The following is a 25,375-nucleotide window of genomic DNA, read 5'->3' as shown; positions in this document are numbered from 1 at the left end:
CTTTCACTTTCTATTATTTACATCTTTAAAATCTGCGTCTTCATGATCCAAGAGCCAAGCTTTCTTTTCCACTCCTGCAGCATAACCTGTCAGACGCTTGCCTGCTCCCAGCACACGGTGACAAGGTACTAGGATAGACCAAGGATTGCGTCCCACTGCTCCACCAATTGCTTGAGCAGAAGGCACTTGCAAATCTTGTGCTATTTGCCCATAGGTCACTGTCTGACCATAAGGAATTCCCTGTAAATAAGACCAAACTCGCTTTTCAAAATCCGTTCCGATTGGAGCCAAGGGCAAGTCGGATAAATCCTGAGACTTACCTTTAAAGTAAGCATCTAAGCAAGCAATAACTGGGTCTAAAATGGGATGACTAACAACTGCTTCTATCGTCTCATCTCCTAGTCCCCTCTCAAAATGCTTCTGCTCCTGCACCCAAATTCCATACAGATAATGGTCATCAGCTACAAGAGAAAGGGAGCCAATTGGTGAAGAGTAGAGCATTTTTGCGTACTTCTTTTGCATTATTTCTTCAATTTTTGATAGGCCAAACGTTCCCCATCAACTGGAACCTTACCAACCTGTTTAAAACCGAGTTTTTCAAAGATATGCTGCATGGCCTTGTTTATAACATGCGTATCTGAGCGAAAATCTAGATAGTCAAAACCTTCAATCAAGCCCTCTAGGAAAGTCTGAGCAATCCCCTGTCCCTGCACATCTGCAGCTACAGCAATACGGTGAAAGACTAGGTACTCTGACTCCCCAGCTTGCCAGTTGCCTTCATAAATGGCTTCATAGGTTGCCTCTGGACTCTTGGTCACAGCAGCATAGGCTAATAGTTCTCCCTCTTCCAAGGCTACGTAGGCTTGACCTGAGATAATATCCTCAATAATAATATCAGCATTTGGATAGCCATTTTGCCACTGGTCACTACCAGCATCTGCTAAACATTTTTTAGCATCCTCCATCACCTGCATAATGGCATCTACTTCATTTGGAAAAGCTAAACGAATTTCCATCTTTTCTCCTCTTTTCTGACTAGTTTCTCCCATCATAGCATAATTTAAGCCTTTTCACAAGCAGTTAAAACTTGACTTTTTGTTTTTGTTATTTTATAATCTAGTTATAAAAACTAGATAAAAAGGAGTCGGAAATGAAAACCACCTTTTCCTACCCAAAATGGGCAGAAATTCCAAACATTGACCTCTATCTGGACCAGGTTTTGCTCTATGTCAATCAGGTCTGCTCCCCTATCTCTCCTGATAAAGACAAGGGCCTGACAGCATCTATGGTCAACAATTATGTGAAACATGGTTACCTGACAAAGCCTGACAAGAAAAAATACCAACGCCAACAGATTGCCCGTTTGATTGCTATTACAACCCTCAAATCTGTCTTTTCAATTCAAGAAATTGCTCAGACACTGAATACTCTTCAAAGTCAAGCAAGTTCAGACCAACTCTACGATGCTTTTGTAGACTACATGAACCAAGGAATTGACCCAGCTAACCTCATTATCCAAACCAGCTGCCAAACCGTTAAACTCTATCATCAAACTCTATCCTTAATCCATCGTACTCAAGAGGAGGAAATCTAATGAACACTAGTCTTAAATTCAGCAAACAACTCAGTTTTGGAGAGGAGATTGCTAATAGTGTGACCCATGCCGTAGGTGCAGTCATCATGCTCATATTACTCCCCATTTCATCCACCTATAGTTATGAGGCACACGGATTTTTATCCTCTATCGGCGTTTCCATTTTTGTTATTAGTCTCTTTCTCATGTTTTTATCATCCACCATTTACCACTCTATGGCCTATGGTTCAACCCACAAATATGTCTTGAGAATCATTGATCATTCTATGATTTATGTTGCTATTGCAGGCTCATACACGCCCGTCGTCTTGACCTTAATGAATAACTGGTTTGGCCATCTGATTATTGCTATCCAATGGGGCACGACCATCTTTGGTATTCTCTATAAAATCTTTGCTAAAAAGGTCAATGAGAAATTTAGCCTTGGTCTTTACCTGATTATGGGCTGGTTGGTTCTGGCTATCATTCCTGCTATTATCAGTCAAACGACACCAATTTTCTGGAGTCTCATGGTAACTGGCGGACTCTGTTATACAGTTGGAGCTGGATTTTATGCCAAGAAAAAACCTTATTTCCACATGATTTGGCATCTTTTTATCCTAGCCGCATCTGCCCTCCAATACATCGCCATTGTTTATTACATGTAAAAATAGGTTAGGACAAAAAATCCTAACCTATTTTTATTATCTATGATGTTTTATACCCAATCAAAAATGTACTCTAGTCCATTTTATAGTACCTACTAGCGTGCCGTCAATTATGGAATACTGCTTCCCTACTAGTATGTAAATTAGAATAGTTATACTATTCAAACTACGTCAGCGTCGCCTTCCCGTACTCAAGCACAGCTTGCGGCTAGCTTCCTAGTTTGCTTTTCGATTTTCATTGAGTATTAAATCATAATCATCCGTTAATGAACCGTACCTAACGAATCAAGACAGACAAATGGTCAGATAACAAAAAAACGTTTTCCAACGTTTTTTTGACTGTGATTTCTTTAAATGCATTTTTGCCTAAGGTAAATTATTCCCTGCTGCAAGATAAATTTCATACCATTCTTTTCTTGTTAAGCTAAAGTTTGCCGCTTGGCTAACTTCTCTCAAGTGCTTAGGATTTGTTGTACCTACGACTGCCTGCATTTTGGCTGGGTAGCGTAACACCCAAGCGATAGCAATAGCTGATGGGCTCACACTGTATTTTAATGCTAATCGATTTAGGACTTGGTTTAGTTGTTGGAACTTCTCATTGCCGACAAAATTCCCTTTGAAATATCCGAACTGCAAGACTGACCAGGCCTGAATAACCATATCGTTTAATTTGCAGTATTCAAAGACGCTACCATCACGCACAGCTGCCTTGTCACCTTCCATATTGACATGGAAACCTGCTTCAAAACCAGGTGTGAAAGCTGCGCTTAATTGTAATTGATTGATAGATAGAGATTGTTTTACTTCTTTCTTCAGCAATTCCATCATCATGGGATTTTGGTTGGACACACCAAAGTCTCGAACTTTACCTGATTTGTGTAGAATTTCAAAGGCTTGAGCCACTTGATCAGCTTCCATCAAAGCATCTGGTCGATGGAGAAGCAAGCTATCTAAATAATCAACCTGCAATCTTTCTAAAATCCCATCAACTGATTGTAATATATACTCTTTTGAAAAATCAAAATAGGTAAATTCTTCTATGCGAATGCCACATTTGGACTGAATCCACATCTTTTCTCTTAAATCTGGACGATTTTTTAGGACAAGACCTAACAGTTCTTCACAACGACCACGACCATATATATCAGCCAAGTCAAAAGCATTGATTCCAACAGAAAGTGCTGTTTCTACAAGCTCTTCAACTTCTTTTACAGACTTATCTTTTATTCTCATCATTCCGAGAACAATTTCTGATAATTCTTTGTCATCTTGACCAAGAGTTATGTATCTCATCAAATTTTTCTCCTTAAATTTCTAACATTCTTCTCTTCATTATAACAAAAAACCGCTTTGTAACGGCTTTTTGACTATATTTCACTCCATTTTATCTTCTTAAACCCACGGAATAAGACAAAGATTCCAATAAAGAGAACTGCTAAAGGAATAATCTTTGTGAGGAAAACATTTGAAATGCCCATCCACGCATAATAACGGAGAAGAGAGCCTACAATAAGATGGGCAACAATCATACTGACAAAGGGACGAAAGACCGCTTCTTTCCAATTCCAAATACTGATGACTAGGGAAATCGTAAAGACAGACAAACTATCCCAGGGAGCAGGAAGATAAAATGCTCCTTCTTGTACAAAACTTCCTATTCCTACATATCCCAGAACAACTAGCAGAACAAGAATTCCAACGACAATATAAGTGCCAATTTTCATCTTAGGAGAATCTTGGACTAAGCCCCAACGTAAAATTGTGGCCACAAGAGCAAATCCAATCAGAAAAAAAAGAAGTTGCCCTAAAAAAGTAAGCAAATTGACTGTTAAGAGAGGACCTTTAGAAAAATCACCCAGTAGATGATAGTAACGTAATATCGCTAGGACAAAAATTGGTGTCAAAAGGGACTCCTTGATAGAACTGCGAGGCGCTTCCTTGAGCATCTCTTTCATTAATTTTTTAGGATTCTTACCTAGATAATCCTCTGCACTCATGCCATCTCGTTCTGCTTCTGAGAAATCTAACATCATCAAATAAACCTGCTCTCTAAGATAGTCCTCATCATAGAGAAATCCAGCAAGATTAAAACTGTCCCAGAGCTCCTCAAAATATTGCCGATTCTCCTCAGAGAATTCATGTAACAAAGCGCTTATTTCTTCGTAATACTTCATTTTCTTCATGGTTTAACCCCCATTCTTAATTCCTTCTACTTTTTGACTCAAATCGTTCCATTGCTGCCAGAAGTCCGAGACACGCTCTTCTCCTTCTTTGGTTAACGAAAAATACTTCCGATCTGGACCATCTGGCGACGGGCGCATGTCGCCTCTTATCCATTGATTTTTTTCTAACTTTTGCAGCAAAGGATAAATAGTTCCTGGAACGATAGTGTCAAAGCCAGTCTCTCGTAAAGTCTGTATCAACTCATAGCCATATCGCTCTTTTTGACCTATCATAACCAAGACACAACCTTCAAGAACACCTTTTAATAATTGAGTTTCTTTCATCCCTTCTCCCTTCTAATCTATTTTGTAATACCTACTAGTAGCTTCATCTATAATATACCACTTTCACACTAGTTTGTAAAGCATAATAGTCAAAATAAAAAAAACAGAACTAGCATAAACTAGTCCTGTCTATTGTTACCCAATCACACTTCCGTTTGGTACAGCTGGATCAACTGTGAGAAGGGTTAATTGTCCATCATGTTCAGCTGAGAGAATCATCCCTTGGCTGACATATTTCTTCATCATCTTACGTGGTTTGAGGTTGGCAACAATTTGAACTTTCTTGCCGACCAATTCTTGTTCATTTGGATAGTATTTTGCAATCCCTGAGAGGATTTGACGATCTTCTCCATCACCAGCATCCAAGCGGAATTGAAGCAACTTGTCAGAACCTTCTACTTTAGACACTTCTTTGACTTCTGCGACACGGATTTCGACCTTGTCAAAGTCTTCAAACTTGATTTCATCCTTGTTTAGTTTGAGTTCAACTTCATCTGGATTCCATTCTTTTTCGACAGCTGGCTTGTTAACTTCCATTTGTTCCTTGATATAGGCGATTTCTTCTTCCATATCCAAACGTGGGAAGATTGGTGTTCCTTTGGCAACGACAGTGACACCTGCAGGAAAGTAAGCCAAGCTCAAGTTTTCAAGACTAGAAGCTTCATCCAAGCCAAGTTGATTCAAGACTGCACGACTGGTTTCCATCATAAACGGTTCAATCAAGTGAGCAACGACACGAAGGCTAGCTGCCAAGTGACTCATGACACTTGCCAATTGGTCACGAAGTGCTTCATCCTTAGCCAAGACCCATGGAGCTGTCTCATCGATGTATTTATTAGTACGAGAGATAAGGGTCCAGACTGCTTCTAAAGCACGTGGGTAGTCAACTGCTTCCATGTGTGTATGGTAGTCAGCGATTGATTGTTCTGCTACTTGAGCAAGCGCATTGTCAAACTCTGTTACACCCTCTACATAGGCTGGAATTTGTCCATCAAAATACTTGTTAATCATAGAAACCGTACGGTTGAGGAGGTTTCCAAGGTCATTGGCCAATTCGTAGTTGATACGGCCAACATAGTCTTCTGGAGTGAAGGTTCCGTCTGAACCAACAGGAAGGCTACGCATGAGGTAGTAGCGAAGCGGATCTAGACCATAGCGTTCTACCAACATTTCAGGGTAAACGACATTTCCTTTAGACTTGGACATCTTGCCGTCTTTCATGACAAACCAACCGTGGGCAATCAAGCGGTCAGGCAATTTAACATCCAACATCATGAGAAGGATTGGCCAGTAGATTGAGTGGAAACGAAGGATGTCTTTTCCTACCATATGGAAGACTGTTCCATTCCAGAATTTGTCAAAGCTACCATGTTCATCTTGACCGTAGCCAAGAGCTGTCGCATAGTTAAGAAGGGCATCGATCCATACATAGACAACGTGTTTTGGATTTGACGGGACAGGTACACCCCAGGTAAAGGTTGTACGAGAAACTGCCAAATCCTCTAAACCTGGCTCGATAAAGTTGCGAAGCATTTCATTCAGACGACCATCAGGGGTGATAAATTCAGGATGGGACTTGAAAAATTCCACCAAACGATCTTGGTATTTGCTGAGACGAAGGAAGTATGATTCTTCAGAAACCCATTCTACTTCGTGACCTGATGGAGCAATACCCCCAGTTACATTTCCAGCTTCGTCACGGAAAACTTCCGCAAGCTGGCTTTCTGTAAAGAATTCCTCATCTGAGACTGAGTACCAACCAGAATATTCACCCAAATAGATGTCATCTTGAGCAAGTAAGCGTTCAAAGACTTGTGCGACAACTTTTTCATGGTAGTCATCAGTTGTACGGATGAATTTATCGTATGAGATATCGAGTAATTGCCAGAGTTCTTTAACACCAACTGCCATTCCGTCAACATAGGCTTGAGGGGTGATTCCAGCTTCTTCAGCTTTTTGCTGGATTTTCTGACCATGCTCATCAAGACCTGTCAGATAAAAGACATCGTAGCCCATCAAGCGTTTGTAACGTGCTAGGACATCACAGGCGATGGTTGTGTAGGCAGATCCGATATGAAGTTTACCAGATGGATAGTAAATCGGCGTTGTAATATAAAAATTCTTTTCAGACATAATTTTTCCTTTCCAGGCAAATGAAACCTGTTTTTCTAACACTTCATTATATCACATTTTTAAGGATTTTCGATAGAGAAATCCATACAAAAACAAGATAGACAAGTGTCCATCTTGTTGATCTTATTCATATCGAAGGGCTTCAATTGGATCAAGTTTAGATGCCTTGTTGGCTGGCAAGACTCCAAAAATCATACCAACACTAGCCGAAACTGCAAGACTAAATAGGGCAACTGGAATTGATACTCCTACTTCTATACCAGCTATCAATCCTTGCAAGAGTAGACCAGCTATAGCGGTTAGGCCTGTCGCAATGGTTAAACCAATAACTCCGCCAAGCAAGGTCAAAATCATGGATTCAATCAAAAACTGGATTAAAATATTGGCACGAGTTGCACCCAAGGCCTTACGGAGACCAATCTCACGAGTACGCTCCGTCACCGAAACCAGCATGATGTTCATAACACCAGTCCCTCCAACAAAAAGGGAAATTCCTGCAATGGCACTAATAATCGTAGTTATAAATCCAAAAAGTTGTTGTACTTCTTGGAAGGCTGCAGTCGCATCTGACACCTGATACTCCCCTTGCTGAAGACCAGCAATCTCGGTTAATTTTCTAGCTAATTCTGGTCCCACTGTTGGTGTCAAACTGGTATCATTGACACGGAAGACAATATCAGAAATTTCATCCATATTGAAGTTATTGGCAAGAGAAATATTAGTCGTAATCGGAAGTCCACCAATACCAAAAGTCTTGGCAGTCTTGGCCTCATCGCTAGTATAGACACCAATGACACGATAACTAAAGCCACCGACATCTATAATCTGGTTAACAGCTTCTTGAGCTGACCCAAACAGACTATTAGCAAGTTCTTGGTCGAGCAAAATGACACTGGCTACATCTTTATAATCCTGAGCTATAAGACTTCGGCCTGCAACAATTTCATTTTCAACCGCCCTCATGTAGGTAATATTCCCACCCGTCAAGCTAGCGCGCTCCACTTTTTTATCTTTATAGGATAGAGTGGTATTCGTTGAGTTGGTTACATAGTAACTATCCACACCCTTAAGTTTTGCTGCCTCCTTGACCCAAGCTTCTTGCGGTTTTGGTGGTTCAACAGGAACTTCCTCTTCTTTCCCAGAAACTGTCAAAGCTGATTGTTTTTGGGTAAAAGAACCGTCTTTACTTTTAATAGGCGAGAAAAAGACATGGATATTCTTCTGTGACTTGGTCATGTTTTTATTGACCTGACGAGACATGGAGTCTCCCAAAGCCATTATGACGACAACGGATGATACGCCGATAATGATACCAATCATGGTTAAGAAAGAACGCATCTTGTGGGCCATGATGGATGAAAAGGCAAATTTCAGATTCTGCATCTTAGTTTTCCTCCTTTTCTACGAGACCACTATCAGATGAAATGACGCCATCACGAATGACAATCTGACGCTTAGCGTAAGCAGCGATTTCAGGCTCATGCGTTACCATGATAATAGTTTTTCCTTCATTATTCAGTTCAACTAATAATTGCATGATTTGGTTACCTGTTTTGGTATCCAAGGCTCCTGTCGGTTCGTCCGCTAGGATAATAGAAGGATTGTTTACCAATGCACGCGCGATAGCTACACGTTGCTTTTGACCTCCAGATAATTCCGAAGGCAAATGATGACTACGCTCAGTCAATTCAACCTTTTCTAAATACTCCTCAGCCAACTTACGACGTTTTGAAGACGAAACTCCTGCGTAAATCAAGGGCAATTCTACATTTTGCAAAGCATTGAGTTTGGATAGAAGAAAGAACTGCTGAAAGACAAATCCGATTTGTTGGTTACGGACCTTGGCTAGTTGTTTTTCACCAAGTCCAGCCACTTCTTGGCCTTCAAGATAATACTCTCCACTGGTTGGTGTATCCAACATGCCAATGGTATTCATTAGAGTAGACTTACCAGAACCCGATGGTCCCATGATGGCAACAAACTCACCCTCATTCACTTCTAGGTTGATATTTTTGAGAACCTGCAGTTCTTGGTCACCATTCCGGTAACTTCTGCAGATATTTTTTAAACTAATTAGTTTCTTCATCAGCCTTCACCTCTTTTCCTTCCTCTAGAGAAGACGTTGGGTTACTGATGACCTTGACTCCATTTGTCAGACCTGAAGTGATTTCTTGGTTGTCTGCATCAGCATTTCCCAAACCAACTTCCACTTTCTTGGCCTTTTTCTGCTCGTCAAGTACCCAGACATAGTTCTTATCATTTTCAGTCACAACACTTGTTAAAGGAACCAGAATAGCTTTGGTCTTGTTCTTGACCTCAACACTTACTGAGAATCCTTGTTTCAAGTCACCGATTTCACTTGTAACATCAATGGTATATGGATATTTAGAACCAGAATTACCAGCAGCTGCGGCAGCTGTACTTGCTGCTTCACCATTGTTTTTAGGGTAGTCAGAAATATAGCTAAGCTTACCAATCCAGCTCTTATCTTGATAAACTTTAGAAGTAAAGGTTACTTCTTGACCTACAGATAAGTTGGCAAGGTTGTATTCAGATAGTTCACCCTTAACTTGCAAGTTTTCATTGCTAACGACATGAACTACCACCTGGCTAGCTCCAGTTGGAGATTTTGAAACATTGCGGTTGACTTCGACTACAGTTCCTTCTAGAGTGCTGAGAACCGTCATTGCATCCAACTGACTTTGAGCCTTACTTAATTGTGCTGCTGCATCTGCACGAGCATCACGAGCATCACCTAATTGTGCATCAATAGATGATACTGAATTTCCTGAGACTGGAGCTGGAGTTTGGGCTGCAGCTCCTTCGCCTCCTGCTGGTACTGGTAACTGGGGAGCTGAAGCAGCTTCATTTCGTGCTTGATTGAGTTCATTGATATGACGGTCTGCCTTAGCGACTGCTCGGCTCGCTGAATCATAGGCTGCCTGGGCTTCTGAACTACTGTACTTGACTAAAGCCTGTCCTTCGCTGACCTTATCACCCACAGAAACAAGGATTTCATCTAAATCTCCCTTACTAGCATCAAAATAAACATATTGTTCATTTTTTGCTGTTACTGTCCCCGACAATAAAACAGAGGATGCCACGCTTCCTTCCTTGGCAACAACAAGATGAGTAGGTTCATCTTTTACAGCGGTTTGAGATGGTTGTCGAAAGAGTAAAATCCCTCCAGCACCCAATACAACTACACTTGCAGCACCGATTGCTGCATACAATTGCCACTTTTTAGCTTTACTATTCTTTTTCATAATGAAACTCCTTTTTGATTTAAAGTCCTTAACAATATTATACAAAAATTACCAAATATAAACAATAACCGTTTAGAACGAAATAATGACATTTCAGGATTCAATTATTGTTCGGAATTCATTTTACAATCATTGTACTAGTTATATAATACACTTTATTTTTCTTTTTTGCAAGCCTTTTCTTTAATTTTTTTGAACGTAGCAGATTTTTGCAATCACATCAAAAAAAAGATAGAATATGACTATCAAAAAATGACACTCTACTATTTAAAAGAGTACAAAGGAGTTTTCAATGAGAGAATACGATATCATTGCTATCGGTGGAGGTAGTGGAGGAATTGCTACCATGAACCGTGCTGGTGAGCACGGAGCCAAAGCGGCCGTTATTGAGGAAAAGAAACTAGGTGGAACCTGTGTCAACGTCGGTTGTGTTCCTAAAAAAATCATGTGGTACGGGGCGCAAATCGCTGAGACTTTCCATCAATTTGGAGTAGACTACGGCTTTAAGACTACTGATCTTAACTTTGACTTTGCAACCCTACGCCGTAATCGTGAAGCCTACATTGATCGCGCTCGTTCTTCTTATGATGGCAGTTTTAAACGCAACGGCGTAGACCTGATTGAAGGTCATGCGGAATTTGTAGATTCTCATACTGTCAGCGTAAATGGTGAACTGATTCGTGCCAAACATATCGTGATTGCTACTGGTGCCCATCCAAGTATTCCTAATATTCCTGGTGCAGAACTAGGCGGCTCTTCTGATGATGTATTTGCCTGGGAAGAATTGCCAGAATCAGTTGCTATTCTAGGCGCTGGTTATATCGCCGTCGAATTGGCTGGCGTACTCCACACCTTTGGTGTCAAGACAGATCTCTTTGTTCGCCGCGATCGTCCTTTACGTGGTTTTGATTCTTATATCGTTGAAGGTTTGGTCAAGGAAATGGAAAGAACAAACTTGCCACTTCATACTCACAAAGTCCCTGTCAAGTTAGAAAAAACTACTGACGGCATTACCATTCATTTCGAAGATGGTACTAGTCACACAGCTAGCCAAGTTATCTGGGCTACTGGTCGCCGTCCAAACGTTAAGGGCTTGCAACTTGAAAAAGCTGGAGTAACTCTGAACGAACGTGGCTTTATCCAAGTGGATGAATACCAAAATACTGTTGTTGAGGGAATCTACGCTCTAGGTGATGTAACGGGCGAGAAAGAACTGACTCCAGTAGCTATCAAGGCTGGACGTACCCTATCTGAACGTCTCTTTAACGGAAAAACTACTGCAAAAATGGATTACTCAACTATTCCAACTGTTGTCTTTTCACACCCTGCTATCGGAACTGTTGGTTTGACAGAAGAGCAAGCTATTAAAGAATACGGTCAAGACCAAATCAAAGTTTATAAATCAAGCTTTGCATCTATGTACTCTGCTTGCACTCGCAACCGTCAAGAAACACGTTTCAAATTGATCACAGCTGGTTCAGAAGAAAAAGTTGTCGGACTTCATGGAATTGGCTATGGTGTTGATGAAATGATTCAAGGATTTGCTGTTGCTATCAAGATGGGAGCAACTAAGGCAGACTTTGACGCAACTGTAGCGATTCACCCAACTGCATCTGAAGAATTTGTAACTATGCGTTAATCGAAATAAAAGAAGCTGATACAAATGTGTCTGCTTCTTTTTTAATGTCTTCGAATCTACAAAACAATTATCCAACTTACCCAGTCAGCAAATCGGCCGTTACAGCTTTTGTTACCTTGTTTTTAAAAATCGGTTGACAATGATTCCTCTACGAGTATAATAGTTACTATACATCAGAAAAGAGGTTAACTATTTTGAAAAAAGCTCACGTTTATGCTATCCCTGCTATTGGGGCTGCTCTCATTGCTGTTTTGGCACAAATCAGTCTTCCAATTGGACCTGTGCCCTTCACTCTGCAGAACTTTGCAATCGGCTTGATTGCTACTGTCTTTAGACCGAGAGAGGCTGTACTTTCTGTTGGACTATATCTTCTTCTAGGTGCTATCGGTCTTCCTGTTTTTGCAGGAGGTGGAGCTGGATTACAGGCGTTGGTTGGTCCTACTGCAGGCTATCTTTGGTTTTATCTCGTTTACTCTGGACTTACTTCTTCTCTAACCAACAGCAAGAGTGGTGTTGTCAAGATTTTTCTTGCAAACCTCTTGGGTGATACCCTTGTCTTTGTCGGCGGGATTCTCAGCTTGCATTTCCTAGCTGGAATGCCATTTGAAAAAGCGCTTGCTGTGGGGGTATTTCCCTTTATCATCCCAGATTTTGGTAAAATTATTGCTATTAGTATTATTAGCCGTCCACTACTTCAACGCCTTAAAAATCAGGCTTACTTTACTAACTAAAAAAGGATATCGAGTTGTAATGACTCAGTATCCTTTTCCTTTATTTTGAAAACTTATACTCAATGAAAATCAAAGAGCCAACTAGGAAACTAGCCACAGGTTGCTCAAAGCACTGCTTTGAGGTTGTAAATAAAGATTGACGAAGTCAGCTCAAAACACTGTTTTGAGGTTGTGGATAGAACTGACGAAGTCAGTAACCATACACGTACGGCAAGGCGAAGCTGACTCGGTTTGAAGAGATTTTCGAAGAGTATTAGTTTCCTTTAAAAGCATCCACCATGGTTTGAAATTCTTCATTAGAGAGAGTAATTCCTTTGCCCATTTTAGTATGATCTGGGCTCCAAGCACGAATATCAAACTTTGCAGGGGCACCATTAAAGCTCACACGGTTGATTTCCTTAGTCCAACCTTTTTCGTTTTCAGAAAGAGTCAACAAATGCTCTTCAATTTCAAATGTAAATTCTGCCATTTTCTTCTCCTTTTTTAGCTTTCATTTGATTATTCGTAAAATCTTGTAGATTTTAGGAAAATTTTATATAATATTGATATAAAAGAAGGGAGGCCAATATGAGACATAAATTCCAGCAAGCTCTAGATAAAATACATGACTTTTTAAATGGACATGACCAACCAGACCATACTGAAACCAACTCCCTTACAGCCACTATTGAAGAGGCTATCCAGAAACAAACCGCAGTTCACCTTATCTTGTCTGAGGCAAGCTTTACAGGTGACATCATCAAATACGATCAACAACGTCAGCAAATTATCGTGAAAAATTTTGCCAAAAATGTGACTCGTATTATCCGCATAAGCGATATTCAACGCCTGCGATTTGTCCCTTCAACCGTCCAAACAGCTCAAAAAAATAGATTTAAGAAAGAGTGAGATGTAGTTGCTTCATCCCACTCTTTTTCTTAGCGAATTTGTTCAAAATGTAAATGAACAGCGATATGGTCTCCATAACCACTTCTTTCCAAGTCACGTTGTAGACGATAGGAAATGTAGTGTTCAGCAATGGTAATGTAACCTGCACCCAATAAACGATGCTCAACCAAAGACTGAATCATGCTGATGGTAGCACGTTCCACCTTGGCTTCTTCCAAATCCAAAACCACTTTCTTAGTGACTTGTGCAAGGTTTTGACGCAAATCATCTGTTAATACATAGACAGTCTGAGCTGCCTTTAAGATGGCTTGGTAAATCTTATCTGGATTAAATTCAGCAATTTCTCCATCACGTTTGATTACTTGCATAGGTTTCTCCTTTATTCTTTGTTTTCTTTAATTTCTGCCAGCATTTTTTCTTCTTCTGCTGTCAGTTGATAATGTTCAAGCAAATCCGGTCTGCGCTCGTAGGTTTTCTTCAAACTCTCATACAGGCGCCACTGACGAATCTTCTCATGGTGTCCACTCATCAGTACATCTGGCACAACCATACCTCGATAATTATAGGGACGTGTGTACTGAGGGTATTCAAGAAGGCCTGAAGAAAAACTATCATCTTGGTGACTAGACTCTTTGCCAATCACTTCTGGAATCAGGCGTACCGTAGCATCAATCATGGTCATAGCTGCCAATTCTCCACCAGTGAGGACATAGTCGCCTAGGGAAATCTCATCCGTTACTAAGGTCTTAATGCGCTCATCATAACCCTCGTAGTGCCCACAGATAAAGATCAGCTCTTCCTCTTGAGCCAAATCTTCAGCATAAGCCTGATCAAACTGTTTTCCAGCAGGATCGAGGAGAATGACGCGCGGATTTTTCTTTTCAATAGCATCAAAGGCATCGAAAATAGGTTGAGCTCGGAGCAGCATCCCCTGGCCACCTCCGTAAGGCTCATCATCGACATGGCGGGCCTTTTCAGCGTTTTCTCGAAAATTATGATACTGGATATCCAAGAGCCCTTTTTCTCGAGCCTTTCCAACGATTGAATGCTCCAGTGGAGAGAACATCTCTGGAAAGAGGGTTAAAATATCAATTTTCATCGTCTAACCCTTCTAAGATTTCCACATCAACTCGTTTATTTGGAATATCAACATTGAGAACCACTGGTGGGATATAAGGTAAAAGCAAATCACGCTTGCCTTTTCGCTTGACCACCCAGACATCATTAGCACCTGGTTGCAGGATTTCCTTGATGGTTCCAATCAAGTTATCTCCCTCATAGACTTCCAAACCAATAATCTCGTGATAGTAGAATTCACCATCGTCTAGGTCATTCAAATCCTCCTCAGCGACCTTGAGACTGTATCCCTTGTACTTTTCGATAGCATTGATATGGTACATATCTTTGAATTTAATAATGTCAAAGTTCTTCTGTTTACGGTGGCTAGCGATGGTCACTGTTTGGACAAACTGATCTTTTTCATCAAACAAGGCCAGCTCAGCACCTTTTTTAAACCGTTCTTCTGCAAAATCTGTCACAGACAAGACTCGCATCTCACCCTGCAACCCCTGCGTATTGACGATTTTCCCAACATTAAAGTAGTTCATCTTGTCTCCTGTAGTCTATTTCTTTCCATCTTATTCTGACAATTCTCGAATAATAGTCGCAATTTTTTCTGATTCTGACCATTGTAAATAATGGTGATTCCCTCCTAAAATGAGTTTAGTATTGGAAGTCCAATATTCTGATTCTATGTACTCTTTTTCTCTATAAGCCTGACAAAAAATAAATACAGGGATATAAGATTCTATAGATACATTCTCAAAATCTTCCTCAGTAATCTCTCCAGATATCTGAAATTCTGGATCTTGATTTTCCAACTCTAAGCCTTTTTCTTGCATTAATTCCCAGATTTCTTTATTAGTTTCAGGGCTAAATGTGACTTGAGTTAAGTTCTTAAAATAAAGTTCAGGACCACACTCCTCAATCAGCCTCATCTGCTCTTCCATTTCTGGATAAGGATTTTCTGAAAAATCAGCAAACATGACGTTTTTAGTTGTCGGTTCAATTGCTAGTAAAGCCTGACACTTAATTGGTTTCTTGAGTAATTTGCAAGCTAAAATTCCACTCAAACTATGTACACAAAGTATATATTCAGAAATCCCTAATTCTTCAAGTACTTCATAAACCGCATCTGCAAGATTATCTAGATTTTTTCCAGCTTGGTCATGAATCGGACTCCTACCTGTGTTCGGAAAATCAATAGTCAAATAACCAATTGTAGGAGGAAGTTTTTCAAGTATAAGTGAAAAATTTTCATAACTTGGTAGCAAACCTGCGCCACTTAAACAAACTAGCATTTTCTTTTGCTTTTGATAAGTAACAGAGAGACTACCAATTTCTGTAGATACTTCAATCCTCTTCATAAAGAAATCCACTCATTCTATATAATGAATTATTAAAAATCCTTATCCTTTATTTTATCACGTTCCAAGGATTTTCTCAAGTTGGATAAGTCTCATCTTACAGAGCTACTACTTCTTCAAAAAATTCACCAATAAGCTGATTAAACTCTTCAGGATGGTCATTCATAGGCTGGTGTTTGCTATCTGCAATTGTTACTTGACGCGCATTTGGATTTAAGGCAATGATCCCATCGTAGATCATTTTTAGGTGTTTGGGAAAATCATTTTCTCCTCTTACTAATAGCATAGGAGGATTTCCTTGATAACCTTCTATCTCATGGACAGCTAAGAAACCTGTGATTCCAAGGTTCAAAAAAACATCTCTCCCAGTTTCTATAATGGCCGTCTTGACTAATTCTCTTGTGATAGGATTATCTGTACACATTTTTGAGTTCTTATCTGCAATCATCTTCCAAGGAACCGTTTTATACATAAGAGAACTATATTTTATGCGATTTCTCTCTTTATCTGATAGGTAACGATGCTGCCCCCAACTATCTACCATGACCAAGGCTAGAACTCTTTCTGGATGACGATAGGTGTACTCTTGAAGAGGATTTCCTCCCCAAGAATGACCAACCAATATCACCTTATCCAACTGGAAATAGGACAAAATAGCATCTACATCTTGAACAGCACCTTCTAAGTCAGGTAGACCAACTTTCATAGGTGATTCACCCTGTCCTCTAACATTGACAAAGTAGAGGTCAAATCCTTCAAAGGCATCATACTGGTGAGCCCACATCTGACTACGACCACAAGCTCCATGATAAAAAATAATGTGTCCCTTACTTGAGCTTCCAGGACGATGATAAACAGCCAAATCACAATCTACGACAGGTACAATGTGGCGCTCTAACATCTCGTGTTTTCTTTCATAAAAAGCAATAGCTTCAGCTATATCATTTTGCTTCATTATTACACTCTCTCCTCTTTATCCTAGTGTCATTCTTTTTATCTATTTTATCATGCTATATTAAAATCATCATTTTCTAAACTTAAGTTCATTAAAAATTTTGAATTTTCTGCACAACCTTGATTAAGAAAAAGACTGCTAAGCAATCTTTACTTTTTTCTCATCAGATTCATGCCTAAAATTCCAGCAATAATCAAAGTTGCTCCGATCACATGGTAGCTATAAATTGGTTCGTGGAGGATAAGGGCTCCGGCTAGAATGGTCAAAACTGTTCCAAGATTACCAAATACACTGACGGTTGATGCTCCAAGTCGAACAATAGCATAGATAGAGAGACTACCAGTAACGATAGAGGCTAGAATTCCCAAATAGAGAATTGACAGCAGATAAGATACCTGTCCAAGTGGCGCAAAGTAAGCTAATATGTTCCCCTCTAGATAGTGAGAGGTCAGACTCAGTGTATTAAAGGTGACGAAGCCAACAAATATCACAACAGCTGTCATATCCATGGCCCGATAGCGACCTCCTTTAGCCTTGCTGAGAATATTGTTTATTGCATTAGCAAGAACAGATCCCAACATCAAGAGAAAGCCAAAGCTAGCAGTCTCAGTACCAAAGTTAGCTCCTTTACTAAGGAAGATAAAAACTACTCCTGCTACAGATAAAAATAAAAAGAACTTTTGAAGCAAGCTTGTCTTTTCCTTGAGAAAGGCCGATGCTAAAAGGAGCGTAAAAATCGGGACAAGAGCCTGTAAAATTCCAGCTTCAGAAGACGATATATACTGTAAAGCAAAGGATTGAAAAATAAAAAAGAGAAGAGGATAGAAAAGACTCATAGGAAGAATAGAAAGAATATCTTTTCTACTTAAACTCACTTTAATAAGTTTGGTTTGATGAAGAACAACCATTACTAAAGCTGCGATTGTATAGCGATGCGCTAAGTTTGTGAGAGGACTGGCATAGCCTAAAGCAATCTTAGTAAATAAAAAAGAAAATCCAATGATGGCTGAAAAGGATAAGGCTGCTAGGTAAGCTTTTGTTTTCTCGTTCATAGACTGTTACTCCTTTTAAAAATAGCTATTCTCAAGATTGATTGACTAGAATTCTTTGAGACTATCTTTCAATTGTAGCATAGTAGAATCCTAGATGCTATTTCTAGGATTGGTTTTTTATGCCTACTTTCACCGTTTATCTAGTTCATTGAGTAAAAAGGAGTCTACGAGTCTAATCTGCATTTCTCGTTCTTGTCTCACAAGCTCTAACTTATCTGCCTCTTGGAGATTCCTTACTTTGATAATATAAACTGCCAGTTTCCTTGCTTTATCTTTCTTATATTTACTAATACCTTCTTTATTAGTAAAAAATCATTTCTTATCGTCTTAGAGGTCCCCCTTCAAAAATCCTTCCAAATCTCGTTCATGTTGGTACTTAATGGCTGCAGTTTTATCTTTCTCAAAGATAGTCTTGGTAAGGTCAATATGATTAATAGCTGCTATTGCGACGATATAGTGAATGATATCAGCCAGTTCTTTTGCTAGTTCCTCGTTAGAATCCTGAACTCCCTCTTTTCTACCAGAACGGCCATTCAAAACCTCAGCTACTTCTCCGACTTCCTCCACTAACTTCATAAAGAGACCTCCCTCAGTCCGAAACTGCTGGTAAAGTTCGAGTAGGTAGTCTTGTAATTGTCTAAACGTTAAATCCTTTATATCCTGCTCCTTGCAAAAAAAGCGAGACATTCGTCCCGCCCTTCTTATTTTTCGTCAATAACGATTCTTACTTTTTTATCTTCAGTTGGGACAGAGTAGACAATCGTTCTTATCGCAGAAATAGTGCGACCCTTACGACCGATTACACGACCCACATCACTTTGATCAAGATCCAAATGATATTCCAAAAATTCTGGTGTATCTTCAATCTTGATAGTTAAGGCATCTGGTTGTGAAATCAAGGGTTTCACAATCGCAATAATGAGATTTTCAATCGTATCCATCTGTCAACCTACTTTAAACTTATTTTGAGAATTTAGAATCGTGGAATTTTTTCAATACACCTTCTTTTGAAAGGATGTTACGTACTGTATCTGAAGGTTGAGCTCCATCAGCCAACCATGCAAGAACGCGGTCTTCTTTCAAAGTTACTTGGTTTTCAGCAACAAGTGGGTTGTAAGTTCCAACTGTTTCGATGAAACGTCCGTCACGTGGTGAACGTGAATCTGCTACGTTGATACGGTAGAAAGGTTTTTTCTTAGAACCCATACGAGTTAAACGGATTTTAACTGCCATTTTTAAAGTCTCTTTTCTTATTTTTTATTTGAGTGAAATAGCTGAGCTATTTAGCACATGTTCTATTATAGCAGATTTCTGGCAGGTGTCAAGAAAAAAACTTGACAGACTATAAAATTTTTAAACCATTTAGAAATTTACTATAATTTTAAAGAAAAATCAGAAAGAGAATGTCATGAAAACTATTTTAGAAACGTTTTATAAAGACCACCGAGTCAAACCTTATATCTCACCTGAACGTGATTTGGATACCTGGCTCCTAAATCCAAAGCCTGTTCCCAAGAGAAATATCAAGGATTTTAAGAATGATATCTACTAATTAATTTATAAAATATGAATGAATAGATTCTAAATAGGGAAATAGTTTAGGTCTGTAAAAGATTAAATAATTTCTATTTTAGCTGTTAGAAACGTTGGTACATCAATGTTTTTAGAATGCTACATAATAAAAGGTAGAGTGAATGGTAGAGTAGTTATTGCGTTAGTTCATCAATCTTATCGATATAAAGATTAACAGATTCTAACTTTCTTTGCGGTGCTAACTCGGCGTATGTGTCCATTGTTGTTGAAATTGATTTATCTTTTTTGATTTTTTAATGACCTTTTTGCCATTATGGATAATTTTTTCAGTTTCATCAGAAATCAAAAATTTTTTTCTTTGAATATTGAAATTTGCGAATGTCTTGGAAAGTCTAAGACAGCTAGATTGTATAGAAATTAAGTCATCATCCGACAAAGAATTCATTCTTTTATTTACAGTTTCTAAATCTCTAAATATAATAGAGCTGAAGCAGTGGTAAAACAGATTTTCAACAAACTTGGCAATATCTCTAAAAATAATTTCTTTATAGTCCAAGTCGGTTTAAGTATTCAAATAAAGCAATATTGAAGCGGTAACTTGTCGCTTTTACTTTTCAACTTGGCTAACTTGACCTGCATTACCTAGGTAGCTTTGCTTTAAATTATATTTTTCTCTTAAAGATTTGATACGAGTATGTATTTCTTGTGAGTAATTTTCATCAAAAAATTTCATATATAATCCCCTATAATCATGGAAAAGTAGTAAAAATAGTTGTTATCCTAGTTGATTAAAAAAATCTCTGATTTCCTCATCTTTTATAAAATAATATATAATTTTCCCCTCTCTTCTAGTGTCCAAGATGTTTTGATTGGCTAGTTTACGAAGATGGTGGGAGGCAGATGCCATACTGAGATTTAGTAAACAGGCTATATCACAGACACAGAGTTCTTCAACAGCAAGAAGATAGAAGATGATATTTATCTGCTTATTATCGGTAAATTTTGTTAAAATGCGAAGTGATTTTTGGACTTTTTCCTTTTCAAGGTAGTTCGTTGCGGTTGTAATATTTTGCTGATTTATAACATTCACTTGGCAGATACTATCTTTTTTCATAATATTTTCTCCTAGCCTAATATAGTCCATAGTATGTCAAAACTGTTATTTTCAATCAGGATATATATCCCCAATCCTAAATAGACAACGGCAATAAACCATCTGCTATATTTTTCCAAAATTTCTCCAACAGAAGGGACTTGTGCTAATTTTTGGGCAGAAAAAACCAAGAGATAAATCATGACTAGAAAAGTAAGTAAAGTCACTATCAAATTCGCTAAATTTAAGGTAATAAAATATGGGACAAAGACACCAATATTGTCAGCGCCACAACTTGCAAAAGTAATCATAGCGACTAGAAAAATCAGGTTTTTATTGTCTTTTCGCAAACCATCTTTTGCAATAGCTTCTCCATCAGAATCTCCTAAAAGCAAAACTTTGAGGCCTAGGAAAATTGGAATCAAACCGAGTAAACCTAAAATCTCTTTACTAGGAATATAATTTAAGACAAATGCAAAAAGCAAACTTAGCAATATTAGACTAACAGAGCCTAGAAATTGTCCTAAATAGATGTTAATGATGTCTTTTCTGCTTTTTCTTTTGGCAAAAAATAACATTAGGATAATAAGTAAGTCTACGGCTGTCCCAGAATACAGGATTATTGAAGTAACAACATTTTGAATCATAAAACACCTCATTCAAATATATTTTTGAATGTATTCTAACATTAAACTTTGTAGATGTCAACTTAAAATCCACCAAAATATAGATAAGAAGTTAGTGTACCAAATATTAAAAAGCCCTGCCATCGCAATGACAGCAGGGCTTAACTTCAATATCCAGATGATATATTTATCTAAAAAGGGTTGAGTAAAAGGTAGAGTTTTTATTGATTTGTAGTGCGATATAATGAGTTTCCAAAAATCAAAAATCGCTTAAAATCAGTATTTTGACATCTATTGACGTGTACTGAAATCCTTACTTAACCTCTGTAAAAATTAACTTCTATACCTACAAAGCTTATTCTGACAGACTTTATAACAGTCTAAGAAAAAAAGTAGAGATTCATACAGTATCTAGATTTTCCAAAAATTCCTTATCATCAAATATTATTAACGAAACTATCCAAACCAAATCCGATGCATTGCTTCAAAGAATTCTTTAGTTGTTTGACTAGCGAGGGCTTTTATTAAAAAATTTTTTCAAATAATTGCCACCTTGGCACATAAATTCTTGCTTTCCAAATTTAAATGTGATATATTTATAACATAAAATTTAAGTGTTATATATTTATAACACAAAAAAGGAGTCTATCATGAAAAAAAGTCAAAAAATGCGTGGCCTCATTGCAATGATTGCCGTAGCTCTCTTTATTGATTTTATTGTTTTATTTGGTTCTAATCTTAGTTGGGGACCCAAGTTAGTTATTACTGGTATTTCAGTGTCAGGTCAAATTATAGCCATTTGGAGCTGGCTACATACGAAACCACGGCCTCATAAGATTCAGAAAGATAAGGGAAAGACTATTTTTGACTTGTCTGCTAAGCTTTACACGATACTTGTGTTGTCAGCAAGCATTTTTTATACAGTAGGTATTTGGGTTGCGACCCCAAGCGAAAGTTCTGGTATTAGAGAATGGATTTTGGGGATTGGCCTCGTTATTGAAGTGATTGTATTTGGCTTTTTCTGTTTTAAAAATGTCAAGGAAACTCCGGACGAACGCTTTTATACTAATTTAGCCAAGGCAGCTAGCTTGATGTTTGTTTTTATACTAGGCGCACTGATGATTCTAGCAGTTAGCATTGGATATATAGGGTCTCTCACGCTTTACATGGGCCAGATCTTTATTAGCATAGCTGCCTTGATTTTCATATTTGCGGTTGTCTATTTTATCTTGGAACGGAGAGGATAAGCATGGCCAAAGAAAGCAAGATTATTACTAATCTCAAATCTGTTCGTGAGTCCACAGGCATGACCCAGCAGGAGTTAGCCGACCTCATCGGCATGCGACGCGAGACAATTCTGCACTTGGAAAATAACCGTTACAATCCTTCACTAGAAATGGCTCTTAAAATTGCTCAAGTTTTTAATCTGAAAGTAGAAGACCTCTTTGAACTCAGACAGAAAGAGGAAGCATAATTCTTTTCGAGACCTAGTATTAAGTTCACTGATTAATTAGGAAGTAAAGCCAAAAGAAAAAATCCATTGAAAATGTGCTCTTTTAAAATATAGTAATTCTTTCGAATTAACGTTTACTAATTGTGATGCTTTACGAGCTCTCTTAAGATCTGGTTCCCAAAATACTTTGAGTATACTTATGGCATTGATGTCCCTAATCAAGCGACTTTTTGGTTGACTTTCTCTTAAACTACCTTGTCACTAATATTTGAAATCCCCTTCCTTTTAGGGTACAATGGTAGAAATGAATTTTTGAGAGGAATAGAATGAAAAAACTAGCAACCCTTCTTTTACTATCCACTGTAGCCCTAGCTGGATGTGGCAACATCCAACGTAGTTTGCGTGGTGATGACTATGTTGATTCCAGTCTTGCTGCTGAAGAAAGTTCCAAAGCAGCAGCCCAATCTGCCAAGGAGTTAAGCGATGCTTTAACAAACGAAAACGCCAATTTCCCACAACTATCTAAAGAAGTTGCTGAAGACGAGGCTGAAGTGATTCTACACACAAGTCAAGGAGATATTCGCATTAAACTCTTCCCTAAACTCGCTCCTCTAGCGGTTGAAAACTTCCTCACTCATGCTAAAGAAGGCTACTATAACGGAATTACCTTCCACCGTGTCATCGATGGCTTTATGGTCCAAACTGGAGATCCAAAAGGGGACGGTACAGGTGGTCAGTCCATCTGGCATGACAAGGATAAGACTAAAGACAAGGGAACTGGTTTCAAAAACGAGATCACTCCTTATCTCTATAACATCCGTGGTGCTCTTTCTATGGCTAATACTGGTCAACCAAACACCAATGGTAGCCAGTTCTTCATCAACCAAAACTCTACAGATACCTCTGCTAAACTCCCTACAAGCAAGTATCCAAAGAAAATCATCGAAGCCTATAAAGAAGGGGGAAATCCTAGTCTAGATGGTAAGCACCCAGTCTTTGGTCAAGTCATTGATGGTATGGATGTTGTAGATAAGATTGCTAAAGCCGAAAAAGATGAGAAAGACAAGCCAACTACTGCTATCACAATCGACAGCATCGAAGTGGTGAAAGACTACGATTTTAAACTCAATGAAAATCAAAGAGCAAACTAGGAAACTAGCCGCAGGCTGTACTTGAGTACGGCAAGGCGACGTTGACGAGGTTTGAATTTGATTTTCGAAGAGTATTAAATCTTAAAAACCAAAAAATACAGTACCCACATTCGGTACTGTATTTCTTTTATCCTCATTTTTAAGTTAGATTATTAAAATCCCAGATTTGGTCCATCCAGCCTTCATAGAAGTCTGGTTCGTGACAGACCATAAGAATAGATCCCTTGTATTCTTTAAGAGCACGTTTGAGTTCATCCTTGGCATCCACATCCAAATGGTTGGTCGGCTCGTCCAGCACTAAAACGTTGTTTTCACGATTCATCAAGAGACAGAAACGCACCTTGGCTTGTTCCCCACCTGACAAGACCTGAATTTGACTTTCGATATGCTTGGTTGTCAAACCACAACGAGCAAGGGCTGCACGGACTTCTGCTTGGTTGAGAGCTGGAAAGGCATTCCAAACAGCCTCTAGTGGTGTTTGACGATTACCACCTTCTACTTCCTGTTCAAAATAACCGAGTTCTAGGTAGTCACCGCGCTCCACTTCCCCAGCGATTGGCGGGATAATACCTAAAAGGCTCTTCAAAAGAGTTGTTTTCCCGATACCATTTGCTCCGATAATAGCAACCTTTTGATTGCGCTCAAAGGTAAGATTTAAAGGCTTAGTGAGAGGTCGGTCATAACCAATCTGCAAATCCTTGGCTTGGAAGATAAAGCGTCCTGGCGTACGAGCTGGTTTGAAATCAAAGGATGGTTTTGGTTTCTCACTTTGCAGCTCGATAATATCCATCTTATCCAATTTCTTCTGACGGGACATGGCCATGTTTCGTGTTGCAACACGCGCTTTATTACGAGCGACAAAGTCTTTGAGGTCCGCAATCTCTTTCTGCTGACGTTCGTAGGCCGCCTCTAGCTGAGATTTCTTCATAGCATAGACTTCTTGGAACTGGTAGTAGTCACCAGAATAACGCGTCAGCTGTTGATTTTCCACATGATAGACAATATTGATAACGTCATTTAGGAATGGAATATCGTGTGAAATAAGGACAAAGGCATTCTCATAGTTTTGGAGATAGCGCTTGAGCCAATCAATATGCTCAGCATCCAAGTAGTTTGTCGGCTCGTCTAAAAGCAAGATATCAGGCTTTTCAAGGAGGAGCTTAGCCAAAAGTACCTTGGTTCTTTGCCCACCTGACAAAGAGGTTACATCTGTATCCATGCCAAAGTCCATAACACCAAGGGCACGCGCTACTTCATCAATCTTAGCATCCAAGGTATAGAAATCACGACTCTCCAAACGGTCTTGAAGTTCTCCCACTTCTTCCATGAGAGCATCAACATCCGCTCCGTCTTCAGCCATTTCCATATAGAGGTCATTGATACGGGCTTCAGCTTTGAATAGCTCATCAAAGGCTGTACGGAGAACATCACGAACAGATTGGCCTTCAGCAAGAACGGAGTGCTGGTCTAAGTAGCCTGCCGTCACATATTTGGACCACTCAACCTTCCCTTCATCTGGCAGCATTTTACCAGTTACAATGCTCATAAAGGTTGATTTCCCTTCACCATTGGCACCGACTAGACCGATATGTTCTCCCTTGAGGAGACGGAAGGACACATCTTCAAAAATTGCACGGTCACCAAAACCGTGACTCAGATTTTTAACTTCTAAAATACTCAT

32 protein-coding genes and 1 pseudogene are annotated in these 25,375 nt (G+C 39.0%); 10 read left to right on the top strand and 23 right to left on the bottom strand.

The annotated features are described in order from the left end of the window. Positions 1 to 3: 3 nt before the first annotated feature. Together FJR77_RS05875 and FJR77_RS05870 are read right to left on the bottom strand one after the other, a co-directional pair. Positions 4 to 522, bottom strand: coding sequence for a methylated-DNA--[protein]-cysteine S-methyltransferase (locus FJR77_RS05875; protein ID WP_140833618.1), 519 nt, complete (start codon positions 520 to 522; stop codon positions 4 to 6). Continuing rightward, positions 522 to 1,016, bottom strand: a complete 495-nt coding sequence (locus FJR77_RS05870; RefSeq protein WP_140833620.1) for a GNAT family N-acetyltransferase — start codon at positions 1,014 to 1,016, stop codon at positions 522 to 524. The genes FJR77_RS05875 and FJR77_RS05870 overlap by 1 nt, the downstream gene beginning before the upstream one ends. A 134-nt stretch (positions 1,017 to 1,150) precedes the next feature. Here FJR77_RS05870 and FJR77_RS05865 point away from each other — a divergent pair, with 134 nt between their 5' ends. Further along, complete coding sequence (locus FJR77_RS05865) at positions 1,151 to 1,594, top strand: DUF1836 domain-containing protein (protein ID WP_140833621.1); 444 nt, start codon at positions 1,151 to 1,153, stop codon at positions 1,592 to 1,594. Next, positions 1,594 to 2,241, top strand: coding sequence for a PAQR family membrane homeostasis protein TrhA (gene trhA, locus FJR77_RS05860; protein WP_140833623.1), 648 nt, complete (start codon positions 1,594 to 1,596; stop codon positions 2,239 to 2,241). Before FJR77_RS05865 ends, trhA begins: the two co-directional genes overlap by 1 nt. Before the next feature lie 366 nt (positions 2,242 to 2,607). Here the strand turns inward: trhA and FJR77_RS05855 are convergent, their stop codons facing one another. The 7 genes from FJR77_RS05855 to FJR77_RS05825 form a co-directional block, all read right to left on the bottom strand. Then, positions 2,608 to 3,534: an aldo/keto reductase gene (locus FJR77_RS05855; protein WP_140833626.1), complete on the bottom strand. Its 927-nt coding sequence runs from the start codon at positions 3,532 to 3,534 to the stop codon at positions 2,608 to 2,610. 74 nt (positions 3,535 to 3,608) lie between these two features. After that, positions 3,609 to 4,424 (bottom strand): hypothetical protein, encoded by an 816-nt coding sequence (locus FJR77_RS05850; protein ID WP_140833628.1) that lies wholly within the window; start codon positions 4,422 to 4,424, stop codon positions 3,609 to 3,611. 3 nt (positions 4,425 to 4,427) lie between these two features. Continuing rightward, positions 4,428 to 4,748, bottom strand: coding sequence for a PadR family transcriptional regulator (locus FJR77_RS05845; RefSeq protein WP_140833631.1), 321 nt, complete (start codon positions 4,746 to 4,748; stop codon positions 4,428 to 4,430). A gap of 135 nt (positions 4,749 to 4,883) precedes the next feature. Continuing rightward, positions 4,884 to 6,881, bottom strand: a complete 1,998-nt coding sequence (gene metG, locus FJR77_RS05840; protein WP_140833633.1) for a methionine--tRNA ligase — start codon at positions 6,879 to 6,881, stop codon at positions 4,884 to 4,886. A gap of 123 nt (positions 6,882 to 7,004) precedes the next feature. Continuing rightward, the gene (locus tag FJR77_RS05835; protein WP_140833635.1) at positions 7,005 to 8,264 is read right to left on the bottom strand and encodes an ABC transporter permease; all 1,260 of its coding nucleotides are present in this window, start codon (positions 8,262 to 8,264) and stop codon (positions 7,005 to 7,007) included. A 1-nt stretch (position 8,265) separates the two neighbouring features. Then, positions 8,266 to 8,967, bottom strand: a complete 702-nt coding sequence (locus FJR77_RS05830; RefSeq protein ID WP_140833637.1) for an ABC transporter ATP-binding protein — start codon at positions 8,965 to 8,967, stop codon at positions 8,266 to 8,268. Further along, the gene (locus tag FJR77_RS05825; protein WP_181146606.1) at positions 8,951 to 10,150 is read right to left on the bottom strand and encodes an efflux RND transporter periplasmic adaptor subunit; all 1,200 of its coding nucleotides are present in this window, start codon (positions 10,148 to 10,150) and stop codon (positions 8,951 to 8,953) included. The genes FJR77_RS05830 and FJR77_RS05825 overlap by 17 nt, the downstream gene beginning before the upstream one ends. A 289-nt stretch (positions 10,151 to 10,439) precedes the next feature. Between FJR77_RS05825 and gor the strand changes: the two genes are divergently transcribed. Both gor and FJR77_RS05815 read left to right on the top strand, forming a co-directional pair. Next, positions 10,440 to 11,786 carry a glutathione-disulfide reductase gene (gene gor, locus FJR77_RS05820; RefSeq protein WP_125450684.1) on the top strand — a complete coding sequence of 449 codons (1,347 nt, stop codon included), beginning with the start codon at positions 10,440 to 10,442 and terminating at the stop codon, positions 11,784 to 11,786. Between the two features lie 194 nt (positions 11,787 to 11,980). After that, positions 11,981 to 12,517 (top strand): biotin transporter BioY, encoded by a 537-nt coding sequence (locus FJR77_RS05815; RefSeq protein ID WP_140833641.1) that lies wholly within the window; start codon positions 11,981 to 11,983, stop codon positions 12,515 to 12,517. A 253-nt stretch (positions 12,518 to 12,770) separates the two neighbouring features. Here the strand turns inward: FJR77_RS05815 and FJR77_RS05810 are convergent, their stop codons facing one another. Next, positions 12,771 to 12,986: a YdbC family protein gene (locus FJR77_RS05810; RefSeq protein ID WP_000807422.1), complete on the bottom strand. Its 216-nt coding sequence runs from the start codon at positions 12,984 to 12,986 to the stop codon at positions 12,771 to 12,773. A gap of 98 nt (positions 12,987 to 13,084) precedes the next feature. Between FJR77_RS05810 and FJR77_RS05805 the strand changes: the two genes are divergently transcribed. After that, the gene (locus tag FJR77_RS05805) at positions 13,085 to 13,405 is read left to right on the top strand and encodes a hypothetical protein (protein WP_140833643.1); all 321 of its coding nucleotides are present in this window, start codon (positions 13,085 to 13,087) and stop codon (positions 13,403 to 13,405) included. Between the two features lie 29 nt (positions 13,406 to 13,434). Here FJR77_RS05805 and FJR77_RS05800 read toward each other — a convergent pair whose 3' ends face one another. The 9 genes from FJR77_RS05800 to rpsP form a co-directional block, all read right to left on the bottom strand. Then, positions 13,435 to 13,773, bottom strand: a complete 339-nt coding sequence (locus FJR77_RS05800) for an ATP cone domain-containing protein (RefSeq protein ID WP_001196038.1) — start codon at positions 13,771 to 13,773, stop codon at positions 13,435 to 13,437. Between the two features lie 11 nt (positions 13,774 to 13,784). Next, positions 13,785 to 14,504: a tRNA (guanosine(37)-N1)-methyltransferase TrmD gene (trmD, locus tag FJR77_RS05795; RefSeq protein ID WP_140833645.1), complete on the bottom strand. Its 720-nt coding sequence runs from the start codon at positions 14,502 to 14,504 to the stop codon at positions 13,785 to 13,787. Next, positions 14,494 to 15,012: a ribosome maturation factor RimM gene (gene rimM / locus FJR77_RS05790; protein ID WP_049524868.1), complete on the bottom strand. Its 519-nt coding sequence runs from the start codon at positions 15,010 to 15,012 to the stop codon at positions 14,494 to 14,496. Before rimM ends, trmD begins: the two co-directional genes overlap by 11 nt. 30 nt (positions 15,013 to 15,042) lie before the next feature. Further along, entirely contained in the window at positions 15,043 to 15,831 is a 789-nt protein-coding gene (locus FJR77_RS05785; RefSeq protein ID WP_140833647.1) for an alpha/beta fold hydrolase, read from the bottom strand. Between the two features lie 97 nt (positions 15,832 to 15,928). After that, on the bottom strand, positions 15,929 to 16,786 hold the full coding sequence (locus tag FJR77_RS05780; protein ID WP_140833649.1) for an alpha/beta fold hydrolase: 858 nt from the start codon (positions 16,784 to 16,786) through the stop codon (positions 15,929 to 15,931). A gap of 149 nt (positions 16,787 to 16,935) precedes the next feature. Further along, on the bottom strand, positions 16,936 to 17,838 hold the full coding sequence (locus FJR77_RS05775) for a DMT family transporter (RefSeq protein ID WP_140833650.1): 903 nt from the start codon (positions 17,836 to 17,838) through the stop codon (positions 16,936 to 16,938). Between the two features lie 327 nt (positions 17,839 to 18,165). Then, a complete protein-coding gene (locus tag FJR77_RS05770; RefSeq protein WP_025171702.1) occupies positions 18,166 to 18,495 on the bottom strand; it encodes a MazG nucleotide pyrophosphohydrolase domain-containing protein in 330 nt (109 codons plus the stop codon). 44 nt (positions 18,496 to 18,539) lie between these two features. After that, on the bottom strand, positions 18,540 to 18,779 hold the full coding sequence (kphA, locus tag FJR77_RS05765) for an RNA-binding protein KphA (protein WP_000379617.1): 240 nt from the start codon (positions 18,777 to 18,779) through the stop codon (positions 18,540 to 18,542). A 19-nt stretch (positions 18,780 to 18,798) separates the two neighbouring features. Continuing rightward, positions 18,799 to 19,071: a 30S ribosomal protein S16 gene (gene rpsP / locus FJR77_RS05760; protein WP_000268760.1), complete on the bottom strand. Its 273-nt coding sequence runs from the start codon at positions 19,069 to 19,071 to the stop codon at positions 18,799 to 18,801. 175 nt (positions 19,072 to 19,246) lie between these two features. Here rpsP and FJR77_RS10165 point away from each other — a divergent pair, with 175 nt between their 5' ends. After that, positions 19,247 to 19,390: a hypothetical protein gene (locus FJR77_RS10165; RefSeq protein WP_000849122.1), complete on the top strand. Its 144-nt coding sequence runs from the start codon at positions 19,247 to 19,249 to the stop codon at positions 19,388 to 19,390. Positions 19,391 to 19,696: 306 nt separating this feature from the next. Here the strand turns inward: FJR77_RS10165 and FJR77_RS10315 are convergent. The 3 genes and pseudogenes from FJR77_RS10315 to FJR77_RS05745 all read right to left on the bottom strand — a co-directional run. Then, positions 19,697 to 20,104: pseudogene (locus tag FJR77_RS10315) on the bottom strand (helix-turn-helix domain-containing protein); the annotation flags it as partial. Between the two features lie 42 nt (positions 20,105 to 20,146). Then, on the bottom strand, positions 20,147 to 20,485 hold the full coding sequence (gene cadX, locus FJR77_RS05750) for a Cd(II)/Zn(II)-sensing metalloregulatory transcriptional regulator CadX (RefSeq protein ID WP_000711087.1): 339 nt from the start codon (positions 20,483 to 20,485) through the stop codon (positions 20,147 to 20,149). Positions 20,486 to 20,496: 11 nt separating this feature from the next. Further along, complete coding sequence (locus tag FJR77_RS05745; protein WP_000615746.1) at positions 20,497 to 21,111, bottom strand: CadD family cadmium resistance transporter; 615 nt, start codon at positions 21,109 to 21,111, stop codon at positions 20,497 to 20,499. Positions 21,112 to 21,139: 28 nt separating this feature from the next. On the opposite strand from FJR77_RS05745, the gene FJR77_RS10310 reads away from it, so the two are divergent. The 4 genes from FJR77_RS10310 (at position 21,140) to FJR77_RS05725 (ending at position 23,694) form a co-directional block, all read left to right on the top strand. Continuing rightward, entirely contained in the window at positions 21,140 to 21,295 is a 156-nt protein-coding gene (locus FJR77_RS10310; RefSeq protein WP_080566786.1) for a FanG protein, read from the top strand. Between the two features lie 445 nt (positions 21,296 to 21,740). Next, a complete protein-coding gene (locus FJR77_RS05735; protein WP_140833652.1) occupies positions 21,741 to 22,337 on the top strand; it encodes a DUF3796 domain-containing protein in 597 nt (198 codons plus the stop codon). Between the two features lie 2 nt (positions 22,338 to 22,339). After that, complete coding sequence (locus tag FJR77_RS05730; RefSeq protein ID WP_001041097.1) at positions 22,340 to 22,564, top strand: helix-turn-helix transcriptional regulator; 225 nt, start codon at positions 22,340 to 22,342, stop codon at positions 22,562 to 22,564. A 305-nt stretch (positions 22,565 to 22,869) separates the two neighbouring features. Then, the gene (locus tag FJR77_RS05725; RefSeq protein WP_140833653.1) at positions 22,870 to 23,694 is read left to right on the top strand and encodes a peptidylprolyl isomerase; all 825 of its coding nucleotides are present in this window, start codon (positions 22,870 to 22,872) and stop codon (positions 23,692 to 23,694) included. Between the two features lie 139 nt (positions 23,695 to 23,833). On the opposite strand, the gene FJR77_RS05720 is transcribed toward FJR77_RS05725, so the two are convergent. Beyond that, complete coding sequence (locus tag FJR77_RS05720) at positions 23,834 to 25,375, bottom strand: ABC-F family ATP-binding cassette domain-containing protein (RefSeq protein WP_000025378.1); 1,542 nt, start codon at positions 25,373 to 25,375, stop codon at positions 23,834 to 23,836.

The organism is Streptococcus shenyangsis, from assembly GCF_006385785.1.
Taxonomy (GTDB): Bacteria; Bacillota; Bacilli; order Lactobacillales; family Streptococcaceae; genus Streptococcus; species Streptococcus shenyangsis.
Note: the sequence above shows the minus strand (reverse complement) of the source record. Positions and strands in the feature narration are given on the sequence as shown.